Consider the following 25,111-nt stretch of genomic DNA (forward strand, 5'->3'; position numbering starts at 1 on the left):
GAGGAGTCTGCACATATTTTGAATATGTTTAGCCGTACGAATGATAAATTGGGAATTAAAGGTTAGGCAGATTTAAGAAATAGTTTTTTGGCGGATAAAATAAGCAGGTCTAAATTTCGTATTGAGAGCATGTAGTGGTCGATATTTACATTTAAACTGAAATAAATGGTTATTTGTTTTGGTAAATGTCCATTATGTAGATTTAGCTCTTTAAGTTGTGGTATCTACCAGTCTTTCATAATACATATCTCATTGTTGTAAATGGCAATGCTTATCATTACACTCCTTGTTGTTTGGCATTTTGAGCCTAAATCAGATAATAAGGAACGGTTATGAAAAAGGTAAATTGGAAACGAGTCAACCGTAAAACCCATTATTGGGGAGCTGCAATTATCGCGTTGCCTATATTGGTTGTGCTTATTAGTGGGTTATTACTGCAAGTAAAAAAAGAATTTACTTGGGTTCAACCCGCTAGCATGAAAGGTGAGGGCAAAGTACCCACATTATCTTTTCAACAAATTTTGGATATCGCTAGTACAGTGCCAGAAGCCGAGATTCAGGGTTGGAAAAACGTAAGCCGGATAGATGTTAGGCCTTCTAAAGGGATTGTGAAAGTAAAGGCTAAAAACAAAATTGAAATTCAAATTGATAATATCAGCGGTAAGATATTACAAGTCGAATATCGACGTTCAGATCTAATTGAATCGTTACACGATGGTTCATTTTTTCATGAACATGCTAAATTATGGTTATTTTTACCTGCCGCAGTGATGTTACTGATGCTGTGGATAACGGGGATATATATGTTCTTAGTGCCTTATATTTTAAGACGCAAAAACCGTAAGAGATTGGAATTAAGGGATGCGGATCAGGGGTTGTCTTCATTGATTAATTAAGCAGTTGTACAGGCTGAGATAAAAGATTAGACGCGGTGAGTTATTTGCTACTAACCGCGTTTTTTCAGTTAAGATATGGCAGTTTTGTGTTCTACCATAAAGTGATATTCAGCATTCAAAATGGTACACAGTCCGCTGAGTTCCGATTCTAAAACAGCCAAATCACAGTCAGACGTCGTATTTAGCGTAAAGTGTGCTTTAAGTATATCTGAGCTGTCTGCCGCGGTTAATATCTCTGAGCGTAGTCCGGCTAAATTAAGATTATTATTGGTAAAGAATAACGTAAACTTTTCGATAATGCCGGTTGCATCAGGGATCGTTACTTCAACTTCAATGGTATGATCATAGCTAATTGGTTCGTGACGTTCGGTGCGCTTCATCATGGTAATTAAGTCGAGTTCTTGACTCTTTAATGGCAAGCTAGATTCAAGTTGGATCATGGCGTTCCATTCACCAGACAACAGCATGATCAGGGTGAACTCATTACCAAAAATAGCCAGTCTGCTATCGACGATATTACAGCCGCAATTACTGACGTGGCCAATCAGTTTGTGGACGATACCTGGACTGTTGCTGCCAAGGGCGGTGATAACTAAATTCTGCGTCATGTTATTCCAGATCCTTTTTTATTCAGGGTCAATTAAAGTAAGTAAACAGTGGAGCATGATATACCCAAGCAACTTCAAGATGCAACAATCTGTAAGCTTATCAACCAGCATATTGATGTTGGCAGCTAGCTAAGGTAGATATAACAGAATATGCTTGCGGCAACTGACTGCTACATATTACTATGCCACGTGTTTTATAGTCAGTTATAACAAGGCCAATATGTTAACAGGTAATATCGTCGCACTTATCACTCCGATGCTCGACAATGGAGACGTCGATCTTTGCTCTTTACAAGGTTTAGTTGAATATCACATCCAGAGCAATACCATCGCATTAGCTGTATTGGGCACGACTGGAGAGTCTTGTACTTTTACCCAAGATGAGCACCTTTCCGTGGTTAAAGCAGTACTGGACATGGCGCAAGGTCGTATCGCGATTATTGCTGGGTCAGGGTCAAATAGCACTCGTAACGCCATTAAGTTAAGTCAAGAATTACACAAGCTAGGCGTAACAGCCGGACTTTGTGTCACGCCTTATTATAATAAGCCAACCCAAGAAGGGTTATATCAGCATTATAAAGCGATCACTGAAGCCTGTGATTTGCCTCAGATTTTGTATAATGTACCCAGCCGTACTGGTTGTGATATTAGTAATGAGATCGTGGTTAGATTAGCGGAACTTAATGCTATCATAGGTATCAAAGATGCTACCGGTGATTTAACGCGTTTAACTCAGCTTAAACCCTGCCTTCCGGATGATTTTTTACTATATAGTGGTGATGATGCAACGGGCTGTGAGTTTATGTTGCAAGGCGGTAATGGGGTTATTTCTGTTACCAGTAATGTTGCTGCCGATGCCATGAGCCGTATGTGTTCGCTAGCATTAGCAGGAAAGCGCCAAGAAGCGACTGAAATTAATAATAAATTAATGCGTTTACACCAAGATTTATTTGTCGAAGCCAACCCAATCCCGGTAAAATGGGCGTGCAAACAGTTATTTTTGACTGCAACGGCTAATTTACGGTTACCGTTAATTGAATTAGATCAGCAATATCATGCTCAAGTGAGTGCGGCACTCGCGCTTGCAGTGGATGCATAAATTTTTGAATTAGGGAATATTAATACTATGACTACGTCATCAACAGGTCACCGCTTGACTAACGCAAAGCGTTATAGCGTATTAGCGTGTGCTATTTTAGTCAGTGCTTGTTCAGGAACAGATACAAGGCGTCAGGCCAATCAAGATTTTGAATATTTAAAGCAGACAACACAGCCAGAATTGGTGATTGCAGAAGGGCTTGATACACCGTTATACACACAGCGTTATAACGTGCCTGAATTAGCCGAAGGGACTGAGAATCGCCCGGTTGGTGCTGATGTTGATGTACGTTCGCCAGTACAAATTCTAGCGTTATCGCCATTAGTACGTGTTGAAGAAGGCCGTGAAAATGTGACAGTTTGGTTTAATAGCCGTAGTTCACAAGAGAATATTTCTGCGCAGGTATGGACATTATTAGCTAACTTCTTAGCCGATAAAAAAGTGGCGATTGCCAAGCTAGATGAGACGAATCATACTTTAGAAACGGATTGGTTGATTAACCAAGAAACGTTTGATGAGTTTAAAGAAGTATCGAAATACGAACTCAAGCAACGCTATAAATTTACGTTATTAACCGCGGCAAGTAAGCGTACTGTCGGTCTACAAGTGGATTTGATTGATCACGAAGAACGCTTAGAAGGTACTAAGGTTGATAATAATTTAAGTAAAGGCGATCGCCGTCGTTTTGCCGTGCAGATGTTAAATCTCGTTAATATTTATTACGAAATTGACCGTATCGAAGGTCATAACAAAGAAACGGCAGAACAAAAAGCGTCAGAGCTTAAAATTGATTTTGTTGATCAGAAACACCCTGTTATGACCTTAAATATCCCGTTTGATGATGCTTGGACGTTATTACCAATGGTATTAAACAAAGTAGGGATGACAGTTGAAGATGAAGATAAACTTGCAGCGACTATGCTAGTGAGCTTTGATGAACAGTCTGATAAGTTCTGGACTGACAATAAAATAACGCCGGTGAAGCTCGCTGAAGATGACTACCGTATTCAGGTTGGCGAAATAAAAGGCCATACTTCAATCGCGTTCTTTGGTGAAGATAAACAGCCATTGTCAGCAGAAGTGATGAGCCAGTTATTTATTAGCTTGAAAGATGCAGCTGATGCACTACGTGCAGAGAAAGCAGTAAACGAAGAGTAATGTGCAACACCTAGGGTGTTAACCCTACTATAAAAACAACAAAGGCCTATGTAGCGATACATAGGCCTTTGTTGTTTATCGCTATTACTTTTAGATAGCGTTTTTAGCGAGTGTTTATAAATACAACTGAGTGGATCCTATTTTTATGGATCTTTTTTTATATCATCTGGCATTGGATTTTTATTGTATTTATTACGGTATTCATTGTTATATTCTTGCTGATCTGTGTCGTCATCATCCGGTAATGCTTTGGCATGTTTTCCGGCATCCAGATGGAAAGCTTTGTTATATTGGTGTTCAATTTCTTCTGGTATCTTCATCTTCATGTTTGCTGTGTATTTTAACGTCATGATCGATCCTAGAATAAAGCCTAAGACCACCAGAATTATAAGCCAAACCATAAATCCTCCTATTAGTTAATTGTTAATTGTTAATTGCTCGTCGTTATTACTCGATATAAATTGATCGTTGTTCTGCCCTGTTAATCGGGCGCTGCAACGTTGCAAATATACTGGGTATAAATCTGTTCTATATTGGCTAAAATAGCCGCTTTACCTTGAATGTCCGCATTGCGAATAGTGTCTGTAATTAACGCCAGGGTAAATGCTTGTTGTGCTGGTTCGGCGATAGGCTGGTAACTTAAGTGCCAAGGTTCGCGTGACACGCCACCCAGATCTTGGCGATAAGGACGATAGAAATCACAGTCGGTTATATTGTCATCTAACCAAGCTGACAGCGACGCTAAATAGCCACCTTCATCATATTCCTGTGGGACCAGTTGTAACTGATAATCCTTGGGTAACGCGCTATAGTCACATACATCAATCTCGCTGCCCCAATGGTGGCGACTGGCCCCCGGTAACATTGACCAACGTAATATTGCGAATACTTTTTGTTCATCACTAAGTATAGCGTAATCGAGTGGTTGACTGTCATGATCCAGAATGGGTCTGAGACCGTTAAACTTATTATTCCAAATACTCAGTTGCTGCTCAAAAGAACGATAGCTAGAGACGACGTCGAGATTGAATCCAGCCTGTTTCGCACGTGTTTGTAACTGCTGAAATGCAGTTAATGCTTGCCGGTGAATAAGCTTGGGCTGTAATGGCAGTGCCATTACATGATTTTGCGTTTGTCCGGTTAAAGCCTGTGTGCTCAATAATGGTGTCGTTAGCATTTGATTATACCGTACGATCACTGTGGCCGAGGTCGCGTTCTGGGGCGATAATATCCCGTACCAGTTGCTTTAATACTTTCGCTTCGGGGAAACCGCCGTCTTGTTTACGTTCCCAAATCAATTGCTGATTACAATGGATCTCAAAGCGACCACCAGTATCTGGGTGTAAGCTTATTTTACTTATCTCTTCACCAAAGGTATGCAGGAGTTCTTGTGTTAGCCAAGTAGAGCGCAACATCCAGTTACACTGTCGGCAATAGTAAATATCAATTTCAGCTTTGATCTCTGACACAGTCAAGGTCCTCTTTTGTTAATATTACTTATCCTAGCGTACTATTACTTATCCTAGCGTTAAAAATAGCTGGTGGATATGATTTTATACCCTAGTTACTGCATGCCTTGAACATACGCTTCATTATGTTTGCTGATTGTGCATCTTGAAGTAGCTTGGGTATATCGCTTATTTAGGGTACACTTCGGCCTCATTTTCAGCATTGGTTTTTTTAATGTATAGCATTTTATTTCAGAATAATGATTTCTTGGTTATCAACAAAGCAGCGGGCATCGGTTTTCATGATGAAGACGGCGTTGATGGTATTTGTTCTATTGTCAGAAAGGATATTGGCAGATTAGTTTTTCCAGTACACCGTTTAGACAAAGTGACATCAGGATTGTTGTTACTGGCTAAATCATCAGAAGCGGCGGCTAAATTAGCCAAGCTATTTGAATTGCATGAGATCCAAAAATATTACTTGGGTATCATTGATAGCAAACCAAAGAAAAAACAAGGTTTAGTGAAAGGTGATATGGAGCGTTCACGTCGTAGCATGTGGCGTTTGACTAAAACATTAACTAGCCCTGCTGTGACACAGTTTTTCACCCAGAGTATTGGTGATGGCAAACGTTTAGTAGTATTGAAACCACATACTGGCAAGACACATCAACTACGTGTTGCTTTAAACAGCCTAGGTAGCCCTATCTGTGGCGATCCGCTATATCAAAGTGCTGATGCTTGGAAATATGATCGCGCTTACCTACACGCGTATTGCTTACAGTTTACCTTAGATGGTGAAGACTTTAGTTTTGTGGCTGATGAATTTAGTGGTGAGCTATTTGCGACACCAGCGTGTAAAGAAGCATTAGTTGCTTATGCACAGCCTGAGACATTGGCTTGGCCAAAAGTATAACCATTATATAGCCCAGTTACTTTCAGATAGACTGGCTAAATAATGCATAAAAAAACGGCCAACGTAGTACTCTTTATCGAGTAATGCGTTGGCCGTTTTTGTTAACGACGCTAGTGCTTATTCAAATTAGAATAAGTCAGTAATCATCGCTTCTAGTTTGTTTTGGTCGATAGCGAAGTTACGGATACCTTCAGCTAGTTTTTCAACTGCCATTGGATCTTGACTGTGATCCCAACGGAATGCTGCTTCTGTTAGTTTCGCTTTTGGTGCTACTGCATCAGCTTCTGAGAATAGCGCTTGTACAACCGGCTCTGAAGAGTTTTGTAGTTGTTCTAATAGCTGTGGTGCAATGGTTAGACGATCACAACCAGCAAGGGCTAGGATCTCACCTGTGTTACGGAAGCTTGCGCCCATAACAACCGTTTTATAACCCGATGCTTTGTAGTAGTTATAGATAGTGCTTACCGAGATAACGCCCGGATCGTTAGCGCCTTCATATGTTTCGCCCGTTTTCGCTTTATGCCAATCCATGATACGGCCAACGAAAGGAGAGATTAGGAATACGCCTGCTTCTGCACATGCTTGCGCTTGAGCGAAAGAGAATAGTAACGTTAGGTTACAGTTGATGCCCATTGCTTCAAGTTGTTCTGCAGCGCGGATACCTTCCCAAGTAGAAGCCAGTTTGATCAGGATGTTTTCTTTTTCAATGCCTACTGCTTTATATAGTTCGATCAGTAGTAACGCTTGTTTCACACTTGCTTCAGTGTCATAAGAAAGACGCGCATCAACTTCTGTCGAGATACGACCTGGAATTGTCGTTAAGATCTCTTTACCAATTAATACAGCTAGTTTGTCACATGCCAGTGCAACTTGTGTTTCTGGCGTTGCGTTTTCTTTAGCATACGCAATTGCTTGTGCTACTAATGGTTGGTAAGCCGGTAATGCAGCTGCCTTTAAGATAAGTGATGGATTCGTCGTCGCATCTTGAGGCTGGTATAATTTAATCGCGTCCACATCGCCTGTATCTGCAACAATAGTGGTTAATTTACTTAGTTGTTCTAACTGGTTACTCATTATTTTACTTCCACAATTATATTATTGATCGGTGTAAGGGCTTACGTCACTATCATTAATATTGATTATAATGTCAATACTATAAAACTAGACTGCTGCAAACCTGACTGCTTGGGAATCTTAGCTTTAATGAAATAGCGGTAATTTCTGAATTGTATCTTAGCACAGCTTTCATTCGAAAGTATGTAGGCTTTCATCACGTTTTGTGTACAAAAATATTACTTGCAATCACATTCTGCTACGGTATGTTATTTGTATATAATAAATAGGATATATGAGCAACGTAATGGAAAAAGATACCTTAAATAATGTACATATTTGTTCTGAACAAGTATTGATGACCCCTTCCGAATTAAAAGTTAAATTACCTATTTCAGAGCATGCCCTTAGTTATATACAAACAGCACGTGAAACGATTGCTAACATTATCGCTGGTAAAGATAAACGTTTGCTTGTGGTGTGTGGTCCTTGCTCAATCCATGATGACAAAGCGGCGTTAGAATATGCCGGCAGATTAAAAGCTCTGCATGACGAATTAGGCGAGCAGCTATATATTGTTATGCGTGTCTATTTTGAAAAACCACGTACCACTGTTGGCTGGAAAGGCGCGATTAATGATCCGCACATGGATGGCTCATTTGATGTTGAAACTGGTTTAATCAATGCGCGTAAACTACTCATTACCCTAGCGGAAATGGAAATCCCAACCGCCACGGAAGCACTCGATCCAATTAGTCCACAATACCTTGCGGAACTATTTTCTTGGTCAGCGATTGGTGCGCGTACTACAGAGTCACAAACTCACCGTGAAATGGCGTCTGGTCTGTCTATGCCTGTTGGTTTTAAAAATGGTACCGACGGTAGTTTATCAACGGCAATCAATGCGATGAAATCTGCATCTCATTCACATCGTTTCATGGGTATTAATCAAGACGGTCAAGTTGCGTTACTACAAACTCAGGGTAATCCTGATGGTCACGTGATCTTACGTGGTGGCAAACAACCAAACTATGATTCAGTTGCCGTTGCATTAGCCGAGCAAGACATGGTCAAAGCGGGTTTACGTCCAAGTTTGATGGTGGATTGCAGCCATGCTAACTCGAATAAAAACCACGAACTACAACCATTAGTTGCGAAAAATGTTATTCACCAGATCCAAGAAGGTAATACTTCAATTATGGGTGTCATGATTGAAAGTCATCTACATGGTGGTAATCAATCGTCAGAACAGCCTATTGCAGATATGGCATACGGTGTATCTGTGACTGACGCGTGTATTGATTGGGATACGACTAATACATTATTACGTGAAACAGCAGCGGAGTTAAGCGGCTGTTTGACTAAAAGAACATAGTCCTTAGATCGATACATATCTAGGTAAATAGTGCATCAAGGACGTTATGAGGTGAATGGTCAGTGAAACTGGATCCGTTAGGTAAATTAAGAGATAAAATTGATGATGTTGACCAGAAATTGGTTGACTTACTCGCACAGCGTCTGGCATTAGTGGCAGAAGTCGGGGACATAAAAAGTGAGCATGGCTTACCTATTTATGTGCCTGAACGTGAAACTGCGATGTTGGAAAAAAGACGCGAGGAAGCCGAAAGTAAAGGTGTACCTGGTGATTTGATTGAAGATGTATTGCGCCGTGTTATGCGCGAGTCGTATGCCTCTGAAAAAGATTCCGGTTTTAAAACCGTGAAGCCAGACCTTGGTCGTATCGTGGTGATTGGTGGTGCGGGTAAATTGGGTATGCTGTTTGTACGCATGTTCCGTTTATCTGGTTATCAGGTTGATATTCTAGAGCAAGGTGATTGGGATAATGCCGATGCGTTATTTGCCAATGCTGGGCTGGTGGTGGTATCTGTGCCAATTAACCTAACCGAAACCATTATTGCTAAATTAGGCTGTTTACCAACAGATTGCGTATTGGCTGATATTACCAGTATTAAGAGTAAACCCTTACAAGCAATGCTTAAAGCGCATCAAGGCCCTGTTGTCGGTTTACATCCGATGTTTGGCCCTGATGTTGGTAATCTGGCGAAACAAGTGATTGTGTGTTGTGATGGGCGTGGTAAAGAGCAATACCAGTGGCTGTTAGATCAAATGCAGATCTGGGGCGCGCGTATTTATGATGTTGATGCCAAGCAACATGATGAAGCGATGACCTTGATCCAAGCCTTACGTCACTTTACTACGTTTGTATATGGGGCGCATTTAGCGGAAGAAAATCCAGATATACAGCAATTACTGGATCTGAGTTCACCTATTTATCGCTTAGAATTAGCCATGGTAGGGCGTCTGTTTGCCCAAGACCCCACGTTATATGCAGATATTATTTTAGCGTCAGATAATAACGTAGCGATGATCCGTCGTTATGCCGAACGCTTTATGCAAGCCGCTGAAATGTTAGAGCGTAATGATAAAGATGGCTTTATTAGTTCGTTTGAAATGGTTTCTGATTGGTTTGGTGATTATTCAACCCAGTTCTTGCGAGAAAGCCGTAACCTGTTGTTACAAGCAAATGATAACCGTCAGTTTGTTAATGTTGATAGTTAGTTAATCGCGTCGCTAATCACAGACAAATAAAAAGAGCATCTTGATGATGCTCTTTTTTTATGCGTTTGTTTTAATCCGCTATTTATCTGTTAATTATAACAGTTAAATAGCATCAATAACTTACAGTAAATCTTCAGGTACATCTGTTGCTGCTACATCTTCACTTGGATAACAACCCAATATCTTTATTTGATGGGTAATACGGGTGAGTTGTTTAATTACATTTTGCATTTTTTCTGATTGTAAATTAGCCGCGACATCAATATAGAACATCTCTTCCCAAGGGTTACCTTGAATTGGACGCGATTCTAATTTCGTCATCGTTACACCTTGTTCGCGTAATACTAACAATGCTTCAACTAAGCAGCCCGCTTGTTGGCCTGTTGACATTGTGAAGGTGGTTTTTGCTGGGATTTGTACTGCAACATCAACTGGTTTACGTGCCACCACAATAAAGCGGCTGTAGTTTTCGGTTTGATTTGCAAGACCGGTACGAATTGGTTTCAAACCATACAGTTCGCCACCGGTGATGCTACCAATTGCTGCCACTTCTTCGCTGTTAAGCTCTTTTACTTTCGCCATTGCGGCTGATGAACTGTCGACAAACTCAATTTTAATGTGTGGATGGGCACTTAAAAATAATGAACATTGGGCAAACGGTTGTGGATGCGCATAGATAGTTTTAATTTTTGATAAGTCAGTATCACAGGTAGTGATCAAACTGTGTTCAATTGGCTGTGTGAGTTCACCCACAATCGATAACGTGGTGTGTTGCAATAGATCGTAAACATCATTAATGCTACCTGAAGAGGTATTTTCAATGGGTAGCATGCCGTAGTCAGCTTGACCTTTTTCTACCGCCGTGATGATTTGTTGGAATGTTGGGAAACCTAATTCTACTAAGCGGTCATCTTGACGCGCAAAGTACTTTTTACACGCGAGGTTTGAATAAGAGCCTTTGTCACCTAGAAAAGCAACGCGTGCGACCGGTACCGCGGCATTTGGATTTTTAATTTCTTGTAAAAAGGCTTGCTGTAATAATACTGAATCTTCAAGAACCGTATGATAAATGTTCATGATGTAATTGCTATCAAGGCCAAGTTCACGACCCTGGTTAATTAAACGCACTAGTAGTTGCTGTTCACGATCTTGGTCGCGTACTGGTTTACTCGTCGATTGCTTGCTTTTTGCCACTTCGATGGCTAATTCTCTGCGTTCGGATAATAGTCTTAATAAATTATTATCCAGCGTGGTAATGCGCGTTCTAATATCGTTGAGGTCTGCCATGAAATAGGATCCTTGTGCGTACTCTATAAAGTTATGTGGATATATATGCTTAATAGTGCACATTTATTTTTAATTGATGGTTTAATTTATTTATCTAGCGAGGCAAAGTCAAGGTGTCTGGGGGCAAACTGTGGAAATAAAAAAGCGCAGTCCTATGCTGCGCTTGTTGTTGTTCCCGTATTAACGTGGGAATCAGAAAATTTAGTACTCTTTATTAGTACTTTGTATTAATATTCTGCGACCTCTAACTCGTCGTCAGAAACCTTTTCGTCAGGGAGTTCTTCACCACTAATGACACCTGCTCGACATTGTTCTTTACCACTGCTGTGTGCAGCGTGCTTGTCGCTGTATTTATTTAATTGACGCTCTAGCTTTTGGCCTAAAATTGTAATTGCAGCGTAAAGATCTTCTCCTTCAGAAACTGCGAGTAGTTGGCCTTGTGGAAGATGAATGCTGGCCTCAAGTTTTTTAATGCAATTCTTGTCTTTGGTAATCGTTACGTGCGGGTTAATCATTGGAATATTGAAGCGCTCTAACTTAGCGTACTTCATCGCGAGCTTTTCGCGCATAGGAGCCGTAACTTTAATTTCTTTACTGGTTATTTCAAATGTCATAGACATCTCCTTGGGTAATTGCCTTAATTGGTTCAACTTCAGAATACGACTTTCAGCGTTTAAAAACGTGACCAGCATCTCGTTTGTTAATTTAGTTTTTTTAATGCACAAAAAATGTGACGAGCTAATCATTTATAGGTGTTTTAGTTAAATTTATTGTCTTCTACTGCCCGCTTAGGCATTATGCCTAGTCCATAGCTGATAAAATCAATGATTATTGAACCGTATAATATGTCTGATAAATGTAATATGACTCTCTCACATGACAAATTTGTTGCCAGGTCGGCACAGCTTAACCATGTGTTATTACAATTAACCGTCATAGATTGGTGTGGCAGTGATGAATTTGTTGGTTTTGTCGATGCTATAGTCAACGAAACTAAACAATCATTAAGCCTTGTTGATGTAAATATTCAGTTGTTTACCAACACATTCGATAATCTTATCCCGTTATTGCCACAATACCTTAGCCGTGTTAATCCTAATCACGTCTTTAATATGACCGAACTATCGCAGTTGCACTCACGCGGCGAGGTTGTTCAAATTATAGCCAAGGACGACTTTTTAAAAACGGTCAATTTAATTATCCCATTATTTAATCATAATGACTGTGTTGGTGTGATTCACTTTAATGGCGTCACCGAGAGTGATGTTCTGTCGAGCATAACATTGTCTTTTTGTCATGCTATCGGATCGCTAATACAACGTAATTTCCGCTTGATGGATAATGAATTACGCTATGGTTTATCTATGCTCACCGCGAGTCAATCGCAAGAAGAGTTTCATCGTTTGGCATTTTTTGATTCATTAACCGGTCTTGCTAATCGACGATTATTAAATCAAACCATTGAAACGCAGTTCCAGCTAGCTAAACACAATCAGGTGGTAGGGGCGCTATTATTCATTGATTTGGATTTTTTTAAAGCCATTAATGATTCATTGGGACATGCTGTGGGTGACGGCATATTGGTTGAGGTTGCAGAGCGATTAAAAGAAATACCCCAACCAGAAGATTTTATTGCTCGCCTCGGTGGTGATGAATTTGTCATTTTGTTACCTGATTTATCGGAAAACCCAATGCATGCCGAACAACACGCTAATTTACTGGCAGAGCAGTTAATTGAGCGTATTTCTCAGCCGTATTTATACAAAGGACAAGCCTTGTATATCGGTGCTAGTATTGGTGTCACCTTGTTCCCAAGCAAAGATCAACATGCCGATGATTTATTAAAACAAGCGGATACAGCTATGTATCAAGCGAAATCGAATGGCCGTAAAAAAGTGTATTTCTTTGATGTGAAAATGCAGCGTAAAGCGGATAAACGGTTACATATTTATAATTGCCTGAAAAGTGCGATCGCTAAAAATGAACTGTTTTTGCATTACCAACCTCAGCATATGGTGCAAAATGGCGATATTATTGGTGTTGAAGCCTTAGTGCGTTGGCATTTAGGCGGAAAACAACAAATCTCGCCTGCCGAATTTATTCCGATTGCTGAAGAGACCGATCTGATTATTGATATCGGTATATGGGTACTGCAGGCCGCGTGTCGTCAATTTGTCGAATGGCAATTACAAGGCGTTAATGTTCCGCAATTATCGGTGAACGTGAGCACCCGACAATTTCATGATAATAACTTTGTTGATTCGGTATTGATGGTATTGGATGAGACCGGTATGGATCCGATGCAATTAAACTTAGAGATCACCGAGTCTGTGGTGATTGAGCATGCCGAAGACGCTATCCGTAAAATGACCGATCTGAAAAATATCGGTGTCAGTTTTGCTGTCGATGATTTCGGTGTGGGTTATTCATCGTTAAGTTACTTAAAACGCTTGCCAGCCAATGAACTGAAAATTGATCGTTCATTTATTCAAAATATTCCTTATAACGTCTCTGATATGGCGATTGTTGAAGCGGTATTAGCGATGGCAAAACATATGGGCTTTAATGTTACCGCAGAGGGGGTTGAAAGTCGCCAGCAGTTGGAATTCTTACAACGTCAACAATGTAGTTTCTATCAAGGTTTTTATGCCAGTAAGCCGTTGTCGGCCGAACACTTAGTGCTTTACATCAAACGTCTACAGGGATAGTTAGGCGTTCGTTATAACCCGAAGTAAGTAAATGTTGCTATAAGATGAACATTTTTGTCACTTTAGTATCTATATCCTTGTTAATTACAGTTAAATGCTATTATTTTAGTAACTAAATTGAATTACTCGCTTCATCGGCAAAAGGAACCTAGCCATGAATAAACTGCTTCGTACTGCATTATTATCTCTCAGTTCACTGCTCTTCACGCTACCGGTCTTGGCAACATCGAATGTGAGTGAACCGCTACGCCATGCTATTGCGATGCATGGGGAACCTGCCTATGGTAAAAGCTTTACTCATTTTGATTATGTTAATTTAAACGCGCCTCGTACCGGGTCTTTACGCCGTTCCGCTATGGGCAGTTTTGATAATTTTAACGCTTATATCGTCAAAGGTGTGACTGCTGATGGCACTGGCTATTTGTTTGATACCTTAATGCAGCAAAGCGGGGATGAAGCATTCACCTTATATAGCTTGGTCGCAGAGTTTATTGAAGTGCCGGACGATCGCAGCTGGGTACGTTTTCACTTAAATCCCAATGCCCGCTTTTCTGATGGCAGTGAGCTAACGGCGAGTGATGTTGAGTTTACTTTTAATGTCTTGATCGAAAAAGGCGTACCGCAGTTACGCGCGCAGTATAAAGAGGTCACTAGGGTTGAAGTAGAAAGTAAATCAGTCATTAAGTTTAGTTTTAAAGATAACAAAAATAAAGAGCTAGCCTTGATATTGGCACAACTTCCGGTGTTCTCGGAGAAAGACTGGCAGGGTAAAAACTTTGCGAAGGCAAACTTAAATATCCCGCTGGGTTCTGGGCCATATACCATCAAATCCTTTGATGCAGGACGCAGTATTGATTATCAGCGTAATGATGACTATTGGGCAAAAGACTTACCGGTAAACCGTGGTCGTTATAATTTTAAACATATTATTTTTGATTATTACAAAGATGGCAGCATTGCCTTTGAAGCGTTCAAAGCTGGCGACGTGGATTTCAGAGCGGAAAATATTTCGAAACAGTGGGCGACGGGTTATCAGGGCAAACAATTTATTTCCGGTAAGATCATTAAAGAAGAGATCCAACATCAGAATCCACAAGGCATGCAGGCATTTTGGTTTAATTTACGTAGAGACAAATTTAAAGATGCCAATGTACGTAAAGCACTCGGTTTAATGTTTGATTTCGAATGGACAAACAAGACTCTGTTTTATGGGGCGTACAAGCGTTCTGACAGTTTTTTTAGTAATTCAGAGTTGGCAGCAACCGGTATCCCTAAAGGGGACGAGTTAGCCTTGCTTGCGCCTTTTAAAGCGCAGTTACCGCCCGAACTGTTCACCCAAGTTTATACATTAGATAAAACCAAAGGTGATGGCCGTGTGCGTAAGCAGCAGCGCCAAGCAATCAAGTTATTCAAGCAAGCGGGTTGGACATTGAAGTCAGGTAAAATGCTTGATGCCGATGGCAAGCAATTTAGTGTGGAGTTCTTGGTTTATAGTCCGTCGTTTGAACGGGTTATTCAGCCATTTCGTAAAAATTTACAACGTATCGGTGTCGCTTCGGAGATCCGCATTGTCGATGTATCGCAGTACGTGAACAGGCTAAATAATTTTGATTTTGATATCTATTCCTTGATACAAGCCCAAAGCCTCTCGCCAGGTAACGAACAATTAAGTATGTGGGGCAGTGAGTTTGCCAATATGCCGGGTACGCGCAATCGCATTGGTTTACAAGATCCGGTTGTTGATGCGTTGGTGGCTAAGGTGATTAATGCCACAGATCGAGACGGTTTGATTACGGCGACGAAAGCGCTTGATCGGGTATTACTGTGGAAAAACTTGGTGATCCCACAATGGCATATTAGCAGTTATCGTGTCGCGTACTGGCAGCAAATACACCGTCCCGAAAAGCTACCTAAGTACGGTTTAGCTATCGATAGTTGGTGGCATCAAGACACCACTAGCAATAAAGGGAACTAGCTAAATGTGGAATTATATACTGCGCCGTTGTTTGTTAATGATCCCCACTTTGTTAGGCATTATCACCCTTAATTTTATTATTATTCAAGCGGCCCCTGGCGGCCCTGTTGAACAGTCGTTGGCTAAATTACAAGGTATTGAATCCTCTGCAACCAGCCGTGTTGATGGCAGTAGTCAGGGCGAAGTGAAGGTGAACTTAAGCAATGGTAATAATTCGCAGATTAGTGGTGGACAGTATCGGGGTGCACAAGGTATTGATCCTGAATATATTAAGGAATTAGAACGGTTATATGGTTTTGATAAACCGTTACACGAACGCTATTGGTTGTTGCTGAAAAGCTATTTGAAATTCGATTTTGGTGATAGTTTTTTTCGTGATAGTTCGGTGATTGAGCTGATATTAGATAAGTTACCAGTATCGATTTCATTAGGACTGTGGACGACGATCTTGGTGTATCTTATTTCGATACCGCTGGGGATTAAAAAAGCCGTTACTCACGGTTCTTCTTTCGATGTTTGGAGTTCAAGCGCGGTGGTTATCGGTTTCGCTATTCCTAACTTCCTGTTTGCGTTATTACTGATCGTGCTTTTCGCTGGTGGCAGTTATTTTGATTGGTTTCCATTACGGGGTTTAACGTCTGCTAACTTCGATGAGTTATCCACGTATGGGAAAATCAAAGATTACTTCTGGCATCTGGCATTACCGGTGTTGGCTTCGGTGATCAGTAGCTTTGCCACGTTAACCTTGCTGACTAAAAATACCTTTTTAGATGAAATTAACAAACAATATGTGACCACCGCAAGAGCCAAAGGCCTTACCGAAAATCAGGTGTTATACGGTCATGTATTTCGCAATGCGATGTTATTAGTGATTGCCGGATTACCGGCCGCGTTGATCAGCATTTTCTTTACTGGTTCATTGATGATAGAAATTATTTTCTCGTTAGACGGACTGGGTTTATTAGGCTTTGAGTCGGTAATAAATCGTGATTATCCGGTGGTATTTGGCACCTTATATATCTTTACCTTGATGGGGCTGGTTATTAAGTTAATCAGTGATGTTACCTATATGATGATCGACCCTCGCATTAATTTTGAGGCGCAATCATAATGGGCTGGATCGCAACGTGGCAGCGGATCAAACAAAATCCGATGAACCTCAATCGCTGGCAAACCTTTAAGCTTAATAAACGCGGATATTGGTCGTTATGGTTATTTAGCGGATTATTTTTATTGAGTTTATTCGCAGAGTTCATTGCGAATGATAAGCCGTTAGTGGTGCGTTACAACGACAGTTATTACTTACCTGTGTTATATGATTATAACGAATTGGAGTTTGGTGGTGAGCTGGATATTATTGCCGATTATCGTGATGAATATATTCAAGAGTTGATTTTAGCACAGGGCAATATGTGGTGGCCCTTGATCCCATTTAGTTATGATACCTTCAATTATGATTTAACGGTGCCGGCACCTTCTGCGCCAGATAGTAACAATTTATTAGGCACGGACGATCAGAGTCGTGATGTCCTCGCGCGGCTTATTTATGGTTTTCGTATCTCGGTATTATTTGCAATTACCTTGACCATATTTAGCTCGATAATTGGTGTTGCGGTGGGGGCAACACAAGGTTATTTCGGCGGTCGTATTGATCTCTATGGTCAGCGTTTTATCGAGATCTGGTCGGGTTTACCTATGTTGTTTTTATTGATTATTTTAGCCAGTTTAGTCCAACCTGACTTTTGGTGGTTACTGGGCATCATGCTGTTATTTAGCTGGATGGCGCTGGTAGACGTGGTTCGCGCCGAGTTCTTGCGTGGCCGTCATCTCGAGTATGTCATTGCCGCGAAAGCCTTGGGGCAATCTCACCGCGCTATTATGTTTAAGCATATTCTGCCTAATGCGATGGTGGCGACGATGACGTTTATGCCGTTTATTTTTACGGGTGCGCTCACCACATTAACCTCGTTGGATTTTCTCGGTTTTGGTTTAGAAGTGGGCTCGCCGTCGTTAGGTGAATTAATCAAGCAAGGTAAAAATAACCTGCAAGCACCTTGGTTAGGTATTACCGCGTTTGTGTCGATGGCAACGATCTTGGTGTTATTAGTCTTTATTGGTGAAGCGGCACGTGATGCGTTTGATCCTCGTAAGGGAGCGTAATGAGTAAAACGAAACTTAAACTAAAAATTATATCTGCCTCTGAGCCGAAACAACTGGTACTGGAGGTAAACGATTTATCGGTTAGTTTTGGTGAACAGCGGGTTGTTGAGCATGTTTCTTTTGCTATTGAAAAAGGCAAAACCTTTGCGCTTGTTGGTGAAAGTGGCTCTGGTAAATCAGTGACCGCGTTATCTATTTTACAGTTATTGCCTTTTCCCGCTGCCCACTATCCGGCCGGTAGTATTAAGCTAATGGGCAAAGAGGTGATAGGCAAAAACCACGCGGTGATGCAAGCGCTACGGGGTAACTGTGCCAGCATGATCTTTCAAGAACCGATGACGTCTTTGAACCCATTGCATACCATTGAAAAACAGATATCTGAAATACTGTTTTTACATCAGGGGTTAAATAAAAAAGCGGCGCAGTGCCGTTGTCTCGAATTGTTAGAGTTAGTCGCAATTCCGGAACCTAAAAAGCGCTTAGGTTCTTATCCACATGAATTATCGGGTGGTCAACGCCAGCGAGTGATGATCGCGATGGCGTTGGCCAATGAGCCAGATTTATTGATCGCTGATGAACCGACCACTGCACTGGATGTCACCGTGCAATTACAGATTTTGGAATTGTTGAAATCATTACAGGCTAAGCTGGGAATGGCAATATTGATGATCACCCATGATCTTAATATCGTCAAACATTTGGCCGATGATGTAGCCGTCATGAAAGCGGGTAAAATTGTGGAAATGGGCGCTGTTGAGCGGATTTTTTCAGATCCTCAGCATGCGTATACCAAAATTCTGTTGGATGCGGAACCACAACGCGATATGCCGACGTTGATACGCACACAGCCATTATTACAGGTAAACGATTTCAAGGTATGGTTTCCGTTAAAGAAAGGGCTCTGGCAGCGCACTTATGATCACGTCAAAGCCGTTGACGGCGTATCACTGCAATTATATCAAGGGGAAACCCTCGGTATTGTCGGGGAAAGTGGTTCTGGTAAAAGTACCTTGGTACGAGGCCTATTGAGACTGATTGAAAGTGAAGGTGATATTTATTTTAACGGTACTAATCTGCAAGGACTAAATTTGACTGCGATGCGCGCTTATCGTCAGTCGTTACAAATCGTGTTTCAAGATCCGTTTGGTAGTCTCAGTCCACGCATGTCTGTACGACAAATCATCAGTGAAGGTTTAGAGGTGCAAGGTAAACACAGTGATGCTGAAATTGAAATCGCTATCCAACAAGTCTTGATTGATGTTGCCTTGCCTGCAGAGTCTTTAGAGCGTTACCCACATCAGTTTTCTGGTGGACAGCGTCAGCGTATTGCTATCGCGCGAGCGTTAGTATTAAAACCTCAGATCCTTATTTTAGATGAGCCCACATCAGCACTCGATCGTACAGTGCAAAAACAGATCTTAGATTTGTTGTGTCAGTTGCAGCAACAGCACCAACTCAGCTATATTTTTATTACTCATGATTTAAGTGTGGTACGCGCGGTAAGTCACCGTATTTTAGTGCTTAAAGACGGTAAAGTTGTTGAGGAGGGGGAAACAGAAGCAGTGTTTAAGCAACCGCAGCAAGCTTATACCCAAGCATTATTGTCGGCCGCAATGTGTTTTAATTAAAGTACCATTCGAGTTAATACTTTAGTGATAGTTGCCCACTGTTTTACAGACAAAAAAAGCTCACTAATAAATAGTGAGCTTTTTTAATTCTGAATGCAGTGGTATTCCAAAGCGCTAACCCGAAGTTAGAGTGAGATAACCAAGCACGCCGGCATTGAAAGTCCAAATACGATGTCATTACATCTATTTGACCAATCAAGTGGTCGGCTGTTTCGGCTTCTGACTTAAATATAGCGCATTACTTTTAATATGCAACTGTTGATATCGTATTTTTACGGGTTTATTTTTGATGATTGTTAACTTAGTGACGTTGATCGTTACGATACATGTAAATTACTGTTAAATTAAACCTTACCTCACAAGAATGTCAATATAGTCTCGGCGGAGCCTTTGCACTAATTTGATTACATCGAAATAATTGCTAGATAAGGATATCAAATGCAGTTCGTTAAAATAATCGTCATGGTTGCGATATTATTTCCGCCATTAGCGAATGCCAATAATTGTACTAGCGTGGTAAAAATCGAGTCAGCTTATTTGCAAAACAAAACGATTTACCTTGATGAAATATTATCACAGCCCGTCGTTAACAATCAGTTATGCCTTAATAGCAGTGACATTACCAATAACACAGAACCCTATTATTTGGAGTTATTCTCAGATAATGGCCTCAGTTTTGATTCCCTACTTATCTTTCCTGAATATATGCAACACGATGTTATTACAATTACCACGGCAGATTTATTGACTAATTTTTGTCGCCAATGTAATGATCTCGGGCATTATCGCCAGTTTGTGAATTCAACGATGGTGAAGCGTATCGCGACTGAGATGGATGCCATTATCGCTAAGGATCCCCAAGCAATTATGTTGGATGTTATTAAGCAGCAATTTCAACCCGCATTGTTAAATCTATATACGTTAGATATTGAACTACAGCAGGACATTGAACTACAGCAGGATATTGAGCCGAGTGTGGATAAGGGTTCTGTAGCCAGCCGTGATGCGCATAAAATCGTGGAGGGTGAACCTCATTGGCTTCGTAAACTGGAAAAATTAGGTGGTCAAGTTCCGTTACCGCATCATTTTCTCCCTATCTATCGCGGTGCAGAATTGCAAAATTTCATCCCTGAAGGGCTACATCTCAATCGTATAGCCAGTTTACCGTTAGCAAGTTATAGCGTTGACGCAAGTGCCGCCTCGGTACTTGATTTTTACCAATCTTTATACCCTAATTATGAACGTATCAAGTTTGGTCATTTTGTGGTATTGGTAGAAGATAAACAGCCATTTGACGGTTATAGCCCAGAGTATATGGCAATACCACACCTGGTTATTTCAGCGGATCCGCTCGGCAAAGGTAAAACAATATTACAGATAATTTATCGACCCGATGCTAATGAGATTAACGGGACGCGCGCAATGATTTTTAAACCCATGTCGTGAGCAATCTTACTTTCATCCCATAGCGTATCTTGTGTTGTTGACAGTGTAATACTGATGGCTGTCCCTTGGATTATGCCTAATAACAACCCCAGTAAAATATAGCTGATAATAGGCAAATTAATAGTTTGTTCGGGAATGAAGGGTCGCGTAATGATCTTAATGTTAGTCGCTGATTCATATTCGCTAAGGGCATTACTAATGGACACCATTTCATGGCGAGTTAATAAATCTAAATAGACGGTGTTTTTGGCATCGTGCTCACGCTTTAATCGCTGTAACTGGAGCTCAATTTGTACATATTTAGCTTGGTTTTGTTGGAAGTATTGCTGCTGTTTCACCAGTGTTTTTAATTCTAATGTTATTTTGTTAATGCTGTTTCTATAGCGTTCATAACTATCGAGCTGAGCGAGTAATAATGGCGTTACCTGCGTTGTTAAGGTTTGTTGTGTCAGTCGCGTTATACGGTTTAGCAGTAAATCTAGCCCCTGTTGACTTTGTATGCTGGACTGGAGTCTTTGCCTTTGCTCTTGTAAGCGAGTTATTTTTAGATTTATTGATTTAATTTGTGAGTGTTGTTCGGTGTAGTGCGTTAATTGCTGGACTTTTAATGTTTCGAGTTGAGTTATTTTGTTATCAATAAACTGTGCAGCAGGATTGGTTAGAATTAATCTTTTCGTTAATAGCGTTAATTTTGATTGAAATAATGCTAATTCCTGTGCTTTATTTTCTAGACTGCGATTGATATCAACAAGCCCTGACTCCCTGGCTTCATATAACTCAGGAATGATGCTGGCATTTTTTAGTTGATAATCAAAAAGGTTCTGTTCTGCTTGGCGTAATACTTTGTATTGTCGATTGAGCTGCTTGGCAATAAAGGCTTGACTAGTTAATGCCTGTTCTTGGTTGGGTTTAGTTAAGCGTAAAATGAATTGTTCGCTGACCACATCTAAGATTACGCTTAATTGTCGCGGGTCTGGCCATACCATTTCAACTTTGATTAGTTCAGCCCCCGTTAATGACAACTTTAAAGATTGTCTTATTTTATTAACAACTTGCTGTTGTTGCCAAGCTGAATCATCGGGCATAATTAAACCGACTTGTTGAGCCACCTCGAGCAACACTTGTTTGCGCTTAACCAGAATGTTGATCGCTTTAAAGCGAGATTGGATATTGAATGGCTGTGAGAGTTCTGACAAAAATGGATTTAACAGTGCGCTTTCTTGCAATAATATATTGGTATGTGAATGGTAACTGTCAGGAATACTGCGGCCAACAAAATAACCAATGACTGGCATCGTAATAATTGGGATCAGTAAATAAAAGCGTTTCCGCCAAAAAATAGCATAAAGCTGATAAAGCTTAACCCATAAGGCCATAAATCATTGCCATAAATGTTACACGTCACAAGGAACCTTTATTAAAGGTAGCTAGCTGTCTGAATTATGGCAATATTTATACCAATCACAATAAATAGATGATCATTCTTTCTGGTTAAAATCGACACTAACTACGTTGTTAATTTTGTAATTAGAATAGCTAGTTACGGCAATTAACGCCTTGTTATTGTCAATTTCCCCTGCGAAATAATTGCTCACTTATTTAATGCAATTGGTATTATTCTCAGACCAACATTTACTGGTTGGTTTTTACGTTTTGTTGCGCTTGTAAGGCAATCTCGCAGAGGGTTGTTATACCTTGTACTACGCGAGGTGAAAAACGATGTGATACATCGGGATTAATTCTAAATATATTGCCGTTTTTCACTGCCGGAATACTCTGCCAGGTTTGCCATTGTGCTAACTCAGCGTCATTCACTGTGCCTGCCACTATCACTGCGGGTTGCTTCACTAGCACTTGTTCTATATTGATAACGGGATAGGGCACAGGGCTGCCATTAAATACATTATTAAAACCACATAACTCAAATTGTTCCCGTAACCAAGGGTCGTTCGCCACTGTCATTAACGGGGTTGGCCAGACTTGATAGAAGAGGTCTTGCTTCGGATTGTGCGCATACTTAGCGCGCAATGCAGCTAAGGCTTGACGGTATTTATCACTCACCGGGTCGGCAATAGATTGGGTCCCTAACATTTTTCCAAGTCGCTGTATTTGGGTGGCAATATCATCTAATCCACCGCTCTTTGAAGCATAAACTGGAATGCCAAATTTTTTAAGTTGATTGATATCTGCTGCGGAATTACCTTGTTGCCAGTAAATGACCAGATCGGGTTCAAGTGCGAGTATCGTTTCGATATTTATTTGTTGCGAGCTAGCAACAACCGGTAATGCTTTGGCCTCTTCTGGGTAATCAGAGTAAGCACTGACCCCGATCAGTCTATCACCCGCGCCAGCGGCGAAAATAAGTTCGGTGGTATGCGGCGACAGCGATACGATACGCTGTGGATATTGTGCTTGTGCTGGCAATGATAGTGCTATTAATGGTGCGATGAGTAGAGAAACTAGTAGCGCGTAAAAAGACATAAAAACTCATTTATTTAATTGCGATAAGCAGATAGATGGCGGTAATAAAACATAACCAAATGATGAGTGCCAAGGTTAATTTCTGTTGTGCGCGTTTGATATCATCGCGCTGTGCTGGCTGGGTATGACCAAGTTGGCTAAAGCGCTGCATTGACCCTTGATATTTACGTGGGCCGCCTAATTGGATCGCAAGGCTATAGGCAAAGCTTGATAATAAAAAACCACTGCTAAAGTGATGCCATTGTTTAGCTTGTTTGGTTAAATTCGATATTGGGCTTGTCGCGCGCTGTAAGCAGCGTAATGTGCATGCAAGTACAAGATGAGCTGGTGACGCTAATAGCCGTAGTAAGGACGCTACAGGACGACCGAATTGATGATTAACCGGTAGTTTGCTATTCCAGTTATGCGCCATTAATTGAATGGTACGATAAATTATCGCTGGCCAGATACCCAAGCAAACATACCAAAATATAACAGCAAACCACTGATAACTATTACGTAAGCACATATTTTCGATACTGGCTTTATGTAAACCGAGTAAGGATAGTTGGTCTAAATCTCGCAATGTCCGAGGTTGTATTTGGCTGATGATGGTTTGCTTTTCCAGGTTACCTAAATCAATTTCGGGTAAGCTGATTTTTTCCCATTGTAATAAACACAATAATAATACCAACTCAAATAAGATGGCTTCAATAACAATAAATTGAATAACGGCAGCGATAATTAAAATGAAACCGAGCATGGTGATCATGGCAAGGTGGCCTGCGATGTACTGTTGCTGCGGGCTGCGTTGTGCGTTATTTACTTTATCTGCAATGGCGCTAAAAAGGGTGTTTAACAGTTGTGTCGGGTGAAAGCGCGGTGGGCATAGCGGTAAACGGGCGATGGCGACTGCAGTCAGTAAGATAAATACTGACTGCATACTGGTCCAATCCATGGCCAAATTCATGTTATTTTAACTCGTGTAACATGTTTACTACCATTGCGGATGAGTTTTTCGCGGCCACAACCAGGTATTCTTCAAATGATGTTGGAGATTCTTTACCCGCGATATCTGATAATGAACGGATCACCACAAATGGGACGTCAAACTGGTGACATGTTTGGGCAATTGCCGCCGCTTCCATTTCTACTGCAGCCATTGTCGGGAAGTTAGCACGCGCTTCTTCTACTTTTTTCGGATCAGCCATGAAGCTATCACCAGTACAAATTAAACCTTCGATAGTTTTAATGTAGCTGTCTGCAGAGATGGCTTTTTTCGCCGCGTCAACAAGACGTTGATCAGGAATATATGCCGCAGGTTTTTGAGCACATTGACCTATTTCGTAGCCAAATACGGTTAAGTCCACATCGTGGTGACGCACTTCACTTGATATTACGACATCGCCAACTTTAAGCGCTTTATCGTAACCGCCTGCAGAGCCAGTGTTGATGATGTAATCAGGCTTGTAATGTACAAGTAGTAGTGTTGTTGCTACGGCAGCTGCAACTTTACCAATACCTGATTTGCTTAAAATAATATCATGCCCAGCAAGTGTGCCACTATAATACTCACAACCGGCTTGCGTAAATGTCGTTACGTTATCAAGTTGCTCACGCAGGATCTCAACTTCCTGCTCCATTGCACCAATAATACCTATTTTCATCGTTGTCTCTAATCTATCTCGA

General features: G+C 40.9%; 23 protein-coding genes. 12 read left to right on the plus strand and 11 right to left on the minus strand.

The window, feature by feature from the left end; all coding sequences use genetic code 11:
* The first annotated feature begins 332 nt into the window (after positions 1-332).
* On the plus strand, positions 333-896 hold the full coding sequence (locus HRT96_RS11060) for a PepSY domain-containing protein (protein ID WP_293156298.1): 564 nt from the start codon (positions 333-335) through the stop codon (positions 894-896).
* A gap of 68 nt (positions 897-964) precedes the next feature.
* Here HRT96_RS11060 and HRT96_RS11065 read toward each other — a convergent pair whose 3' ends face one another.
* Positions 965-1,504, minus strand: a complete 540-nt coding sequence (locus HRT96_RS11065; protein ID WP_006032799.1) for an ACT domain-containing protein — start codon at positions 1,502-1,504, stop codon at positions 965-967.
* A 220-nt stretch (positions 1,505-1,724) separates the two neighbouring features.
* On the opposite strand from HRT96_RS11065, the gene dapA reads away from it, so the two are divergent.
* On the plus strand, positions 1,725-2,603 hold the full coding sequence (gene dapA / locus HRT96_RS11070) for a 4-hydroxy-tetrahydrodipicolinate synthase (protein ID WP_293156302.1): 879 nt from the start codon (positions 1,725-1,727) through the stop codon (positions 2,601-2,603).
* Between the two features lie 27 nt (positions 2,604-2,630).
* Complete coding sequence (gene bamC / locus HRT96_RS11075; protein WP_293156305.1) at positions 2,631-3,761, plus strand: outer membrane protein assembly factor BamC; 1,131 nt, start codon at positions 2,631-2,633, stop codon at positions 3,759-3,761.
* A gap of 143 nt (positions 3,762-3,904) precedes the next feature.
* Here bamC and HRT96_RS11080 read toward each other — a convergent pair whose 3' ends face one another.
* The 3 genes from HRT96_RS11080 to HRT96_RS11090 form a co-directional block, all read right to left on the minus strand.
* A complete protein-coding gene (locus tag HRT96_RS11080) occupies positions 3,905-4,162 on the minus strand; it encodes a DUF2897 family protein (RefSeq protein WP_293156308.1) in 258 nt (85 codons plus the stop codon).
* Between the two features lie 80 nt (positions 4,163-4,242).
* The gene (locus HRT96_RS11085; RefSeq protein WP_293156311.1) at positions 4,243-4,938 is read right to left on the minus strand and encodes a M15 family metallopeptidase; all 696 of its coding nucleotides are present in this window, start codon (positions 4,936-4,938) and stop codon (positions 4,243-4,245) included.
* Between the two features lie 4 nt (positions 4,939-4,942).
* Positions 4,943-5,230 carry a SelT/SelW/SelH family protein gene (locus tag HRT96_RS11090; protein WP_293156314.1) on the minus strand — a complete coding sequence of 96 codons (288 nt, stop codon included), beginning with the start codon at positions 5,228-5,230 and terminating at the stop codon, positions 4,943-4,945.
* Positions 5,231-5,444: 214 nt separating this feature from the next.
* Between HRT96_RS11090 and HRT96_RS11095 the strand changes: the two genes are divergently transcribed.
* Positions 5,445-6,125 (plus strand): TIGR01621 family pseudouridine synthase, encoded by a 681-nt coding sequence (locus HRT96_RS11095; protein WP_006032793.1) that lies wholly within the window; start codon positions 5,445-5,447, stop codon positions 6,123-6,125.
* Positions 6,126-6,251: 126 nt separating this feature from the next.
* Here the strand turns inward: HRT96_RS11095 and tal are convergent, their stop codons facing one another.
* The gene (tal, locus tag HRT96_RS11100) at positions 6,252-7,199 is read right to left on the minus strand and encodes a transaldolase (RefSeq protein ID WP_293156318.1); all 948 of its coding nucleotides are present in this window, start codon (positions 7,197-7,199) and stop codon (positions 6,252-6,254) included.
* Between the two features lie 286 nt (positions 7,200-7,485).
* Between tal and HRT96_RS11105 the strand changes: the two genes are divergently transcribed.
* Together HRT96_RS11105 and tyrA are read left to right on the plus strand one after the other, a co-directional pair.
* Positions 7,486-8,553: a 3-deoxy-7-phosphoheptulonate synthase gene (locus tag HRT96_RS11105; RefSeq protein ID WP_293156321.1), complete on the plus strand. Its 1,068-nt coding sequence runs from the start codon at positions 7,486-7,488 to the stop codon at positions 8,551-8,553.
* Between the two features lie 62 nt (positions 8,554-8,615).
* Positions 8,616-9,758 carry a bifunctional chorismate mutase/prephenate dehydrogenase gene (tyrA, locus tag HRT96_RS11110; RefSeq protein WP_293156324.1) on the plus strand — a complete coding sequence of 381 codons (1,143 nt, stop codon included), beginning with the start codon at positions 8,616-8,618 and terminating at the stop codon, positions 9,756-9,758.
* Positions 9,759-9,878: 120 nt separating this feature from the next.
* Here tyrA and HRT96_RS11115 read toward each other — a convergent pair whose 3' ends face one another.
* Both HRT96_RS11115 and raiA read right to left on the minus strand, forming a co-directional pair.
* A complete protein-coding gene (locus tag HRT96_RS11115) occupies positions 9,879-11,045 on the minus strand; it encodes a chorismate mutase (protein ID WP_293156327.1) in 1,167 nt (388 codons plus the stop codon).
* 227 nt (positions 11,046-11,272) lie between these two features.
* Positions 11,273-11,659, minus strand: coding sequence for a ribosome-associated translation inhibitor RaiA (gene raiA / locus HRT96_RS11120; RefSeq protein WP_293156330.1), 387 nt, complete (start codon positions 11,657-11,659; stop codon positions 11,273-11,275).
* 231 nt (positions 11,660-11,890) lie between these two features.
* Between raiA and HRT96_RS11125 the strand changes: the two genes are divergently transcribed.
* The 6 genes from HRT96_RS11125 (at position 11,891) to HRT96_RS11150 (ending at position 20,962) form a co-directional block, all read left to right on the plus strand.
* Positions 11,891-13,753: an EAL domain-containing protein gene (locus HRT96_RS11125; RefSeq protein ID WP_293156333.1), complete on the plus strand. Its 1,863-nt coding sequence runs from the start codon at positions 11,891-11,893 to the stop codon at positions 13,751-13,753.
* A 154-nt stretch (positions 13,754-13,907) separates the two neighbouring features.
* A complete protein-coding gene (locus HRT96_RS11130; protein WP_293156336.1) occupies positions 13,908-15,728 on the plus strand; it encodes an extracellular solute-binding protein in 1,821 nt (606 codons plus the stop codon).
* Positions 15,729-15,732: 4 nt separating this feature from the next.
* A complete protein-coding gene (locus HRT96_RS11135) occupies positions 15,733-16,839 on the plus strand; it encodes a microcin C ABC transporter permease YejB (RefSeq protein ID WP_293156339.1) in 1,107 nt (368 codons plus the stop codon).
* A gap of 26 nt (positions 16,840-16,865) precedes the next feature.
* Entirely contained in the window at positions 16,866-17,888 is a 1,023-nt protein-coding gene (locus HRT96_RS11140; RefSeq protein WP_366051031.1) for an ABC transporter permease, read from the plus strand.
* Positions 17,888-19,516 (plus strand): ABC transporter ATP-binding protein, encoded by a 1,629-nt coding sequence (locus tag HRT96_RS11145; RefSeq protein ID WP_293156345.1) that lies wholly within the window; start codon positions 17,888-17,890, stop codon positions 19,514-19,516. The genes HRT96_RS11140 and HRT96_RS11145 overlap by 1 nt, the downstream gene beginning before the upstream one ends.
* 438 nt (positions 19,517-19,954) lie before the next feature.
* A complete protein-coding gene (locus tag HRT96_RS11150) occupies positions 19,955-20,962 on the plus strand; it encodes a hypothetical protein (protein WP_293156348.1) in 1,008 nt (335 codons plus the stop codon).
* On the opposite strand, the gene HRT96_RS11155 is transcribed toward HRT96_RS11150, so the two are convergent.
* From HRT96_RS11155 to mtnN, 4 genes are all read right to left on the minus strand, one after another.
* Entirely contained in the window at positions 20,899-22,338 is a 1,440-nt protein-coding gene (locus HRT96_RS11155) for a polysaccharide export protein (protein WP_293156351.1), read from the minus strand. The genes HRT96_RS11150 and HRT96_RS11155 overlap by 64 nt on opposite strands.
* 256 nt (positions 22,339-22,594) lie before the next feature.
* Positions 22,595-23,443 carry a cobalamin-binding protein gene (locus tag HRT96_RS11160; protein ID WP_293156354.1) on the minus strand — a complete coding sequence of 283 codons (849 nt, stop codon included), beginning with the start codon at positions 23,441-23,443 and terminating at the stop codon, positions 22,595-22,597.
* A gap of 10 nt (positions 23,444-23,453) precedes the next feature.
* Positions 23,454-24,365: a cobalamin biosynthesis protein gene (locus HRT96_RS11165; RefSeq protein WP_293156357.1), complete on the minus strand. Its 912-nt coding sequence runs from the start codon at positions 24,363-24,365 to the stop codon at positions 23,454-23,456.
* A gap of 28 nt (positions 24,366-24,393) precedes the next feature.
* Positions 24,394-25,089, minus strand: a complete 696-nt coding sequence (gene mtnN, locus HRT96_RS11170) for a 5'-methylthioadenosine/S-adenosylhomocysteine nucleosidase (RefSeq protein ID WP_293156360.1) — start codon at positions 25,087-25,089, stop codon at positions 24,394-24,396.
* Between the last annotated feature and the right edge of the window lie 22 nt (positions 25,090-25,111).

Source organism: Moritella sp., from assembly GCF_013215705.1.
Taxonomy (GTDB): domain Bacteria; phylum Pseudomonadota; class Gammaproteobacteria; order Enterobacterales; family Moritellaceae; genus Moritella.

What these genes read in the sequence shown, in the direction of transcription:
- HRT96_RS11060 (WP_293156298.1), top strand. Translation starts at nt 333, where the DNA reads ATGAAAAAGGTAAATTGGAAACGAGTCAACCGTAAAACCCATTATTGG.
- HRT96_RS11065 (WP_006032799.1), bottom strand. Translation starts at nt 1,504, where the DNA reads ATGACGCAGAATTTAGTTATCACCGCCCTTGGCAGCAACAGTCCAGGT.
- dapA (WP_293156302.1), top strand. Translation starts at nt 1,725, where the DNA reads ATGTTAACAGGTAATATCGTCGCACTTATCACTCCGATGCTCGACAAT.
- bamC (WP_293156305.1), top strand. Translation starts at nt 2,631, where the DNA reads ATGACTACGTCATCAACAGGTCACCGCTTGACTAACGCAAAGCGTTAT.
- HRT96_RS11080 (WP_293156308.1), bottom strand. Translation starts at nt 4,162, where the DNA reads ATGGTTTGGCTTATAATTCTGGTGGTCTTAGGCTTTATTCTAGGATCG.
- HRT96_RS11085 (WP_293156311.1), bottom strand. Translation starts at nt 4,938, where the DNA reads ATGCTAACGACACCATTATTGAGCACACAGGCTTTAACCGGACAAACG.
- HRT96_RS11095 (WP_006032793.1), top strand. Translation starts at nt 5,445, where the DNA reads ATGTATAGCATTTTATTTCAGAATAATGATTTCTTGGTTATCAACAAA.
- tal (WP_293156318.1), bottom strand. Translation starts at nt 7,199, where the DNA reads ATGAGTAACCAGTTAGAACAACTAAGTAAATTAACCACTATTGTTGCA.
- HRT96_RS11105 (WP_293156321.1), top strand. Translation starts at nt 7,486, where the DNA reads ATGGAAAAAGATACCTTAAATAATGTACATATTTGTTCTGAACAAGTA.
- HRT96_RS11115 (WP_293156327.1), bottom strand. Translation starts at nt 11,045, where the DNA reads ATGGCAGACCTCAACGATATTAGAACGCGCATTACCACGCTGGATAAT.
- raiA (WP_293156330.1), bottom strand. Translation starts at nt 11,659, where the DNA reads ATGACATTTGAAATAACCAGTAAAGAAATTAAAGTTACGGCTCCTATG.
- HRT96_RS11125 (WP_293156333.1), top strand. Translation starts at nt 11,891, where the DNA reads ATGTCTGATAAATGTAATATGACTCTCTCACATGACAAATTTGTTGCC.
- HRT96_RS11130 (WP_293156336.1), top strand. Translation starts at nt 13,908, where the DNA reads ATGAATAAACTGCTTCGTACTGCATTATTATCTCTCAGTTCACTGCTC.
- HRT96_RS11135 (WP_293156339.1), top strand. Translation starts at nt 15,733, where the DNA reads ATGTGGAATTATATACTGCGCCGTTGTTTGTTAATGATCCCCACTTTG.
- HRT96_RS11145 (WP_293156345.1), top strand. Translation starts at nt 17,888, where the DNA reads ATGAGTAAAACGAAACTTAAACTAAAAATTATATCTGCCTCTGAGCCG.
- HRT96_RS11150 (WP_293156348.1), top strand. Translation starts at nt 19,955, where the DNA reads ATGCAGTTCGTTAAAATAATCGTCATGGTTGCGATATTATTTCCGCCA.
- HRT96_RS11155 (WP_293156351.1), bottom strand. Translation starts at nt 22,338, where the DNA reads ATGGCCTTATGGGTTAAGCTTTATCAGCTTTATGCTATTTTTTGGCGG.
- HRT96_RS11160 (WP_293156354.1), bottom strand. Translation starts at nt 23,443, where the DNA reads ATGTCTTTTTACGCGCTACTAGTTTCTCTACTCATCGCACCATTAATA.
- HRT96_RS11165 (WP_293156357.1), bottom strand. Translation starts at nt 24,365, where the DNA reads ATGCAGTCAGTATTTATCTTACTGACTGCAGTCGCCATCGCCCGTTTA.
- mtnN (WP_293156360.1), bottom strand. Translation starts at nt 25,089, where the DNA reads ATGAAAATAGGTATTATTGGTGCAATGGAGCAGGAAGTTGAGATCCTG.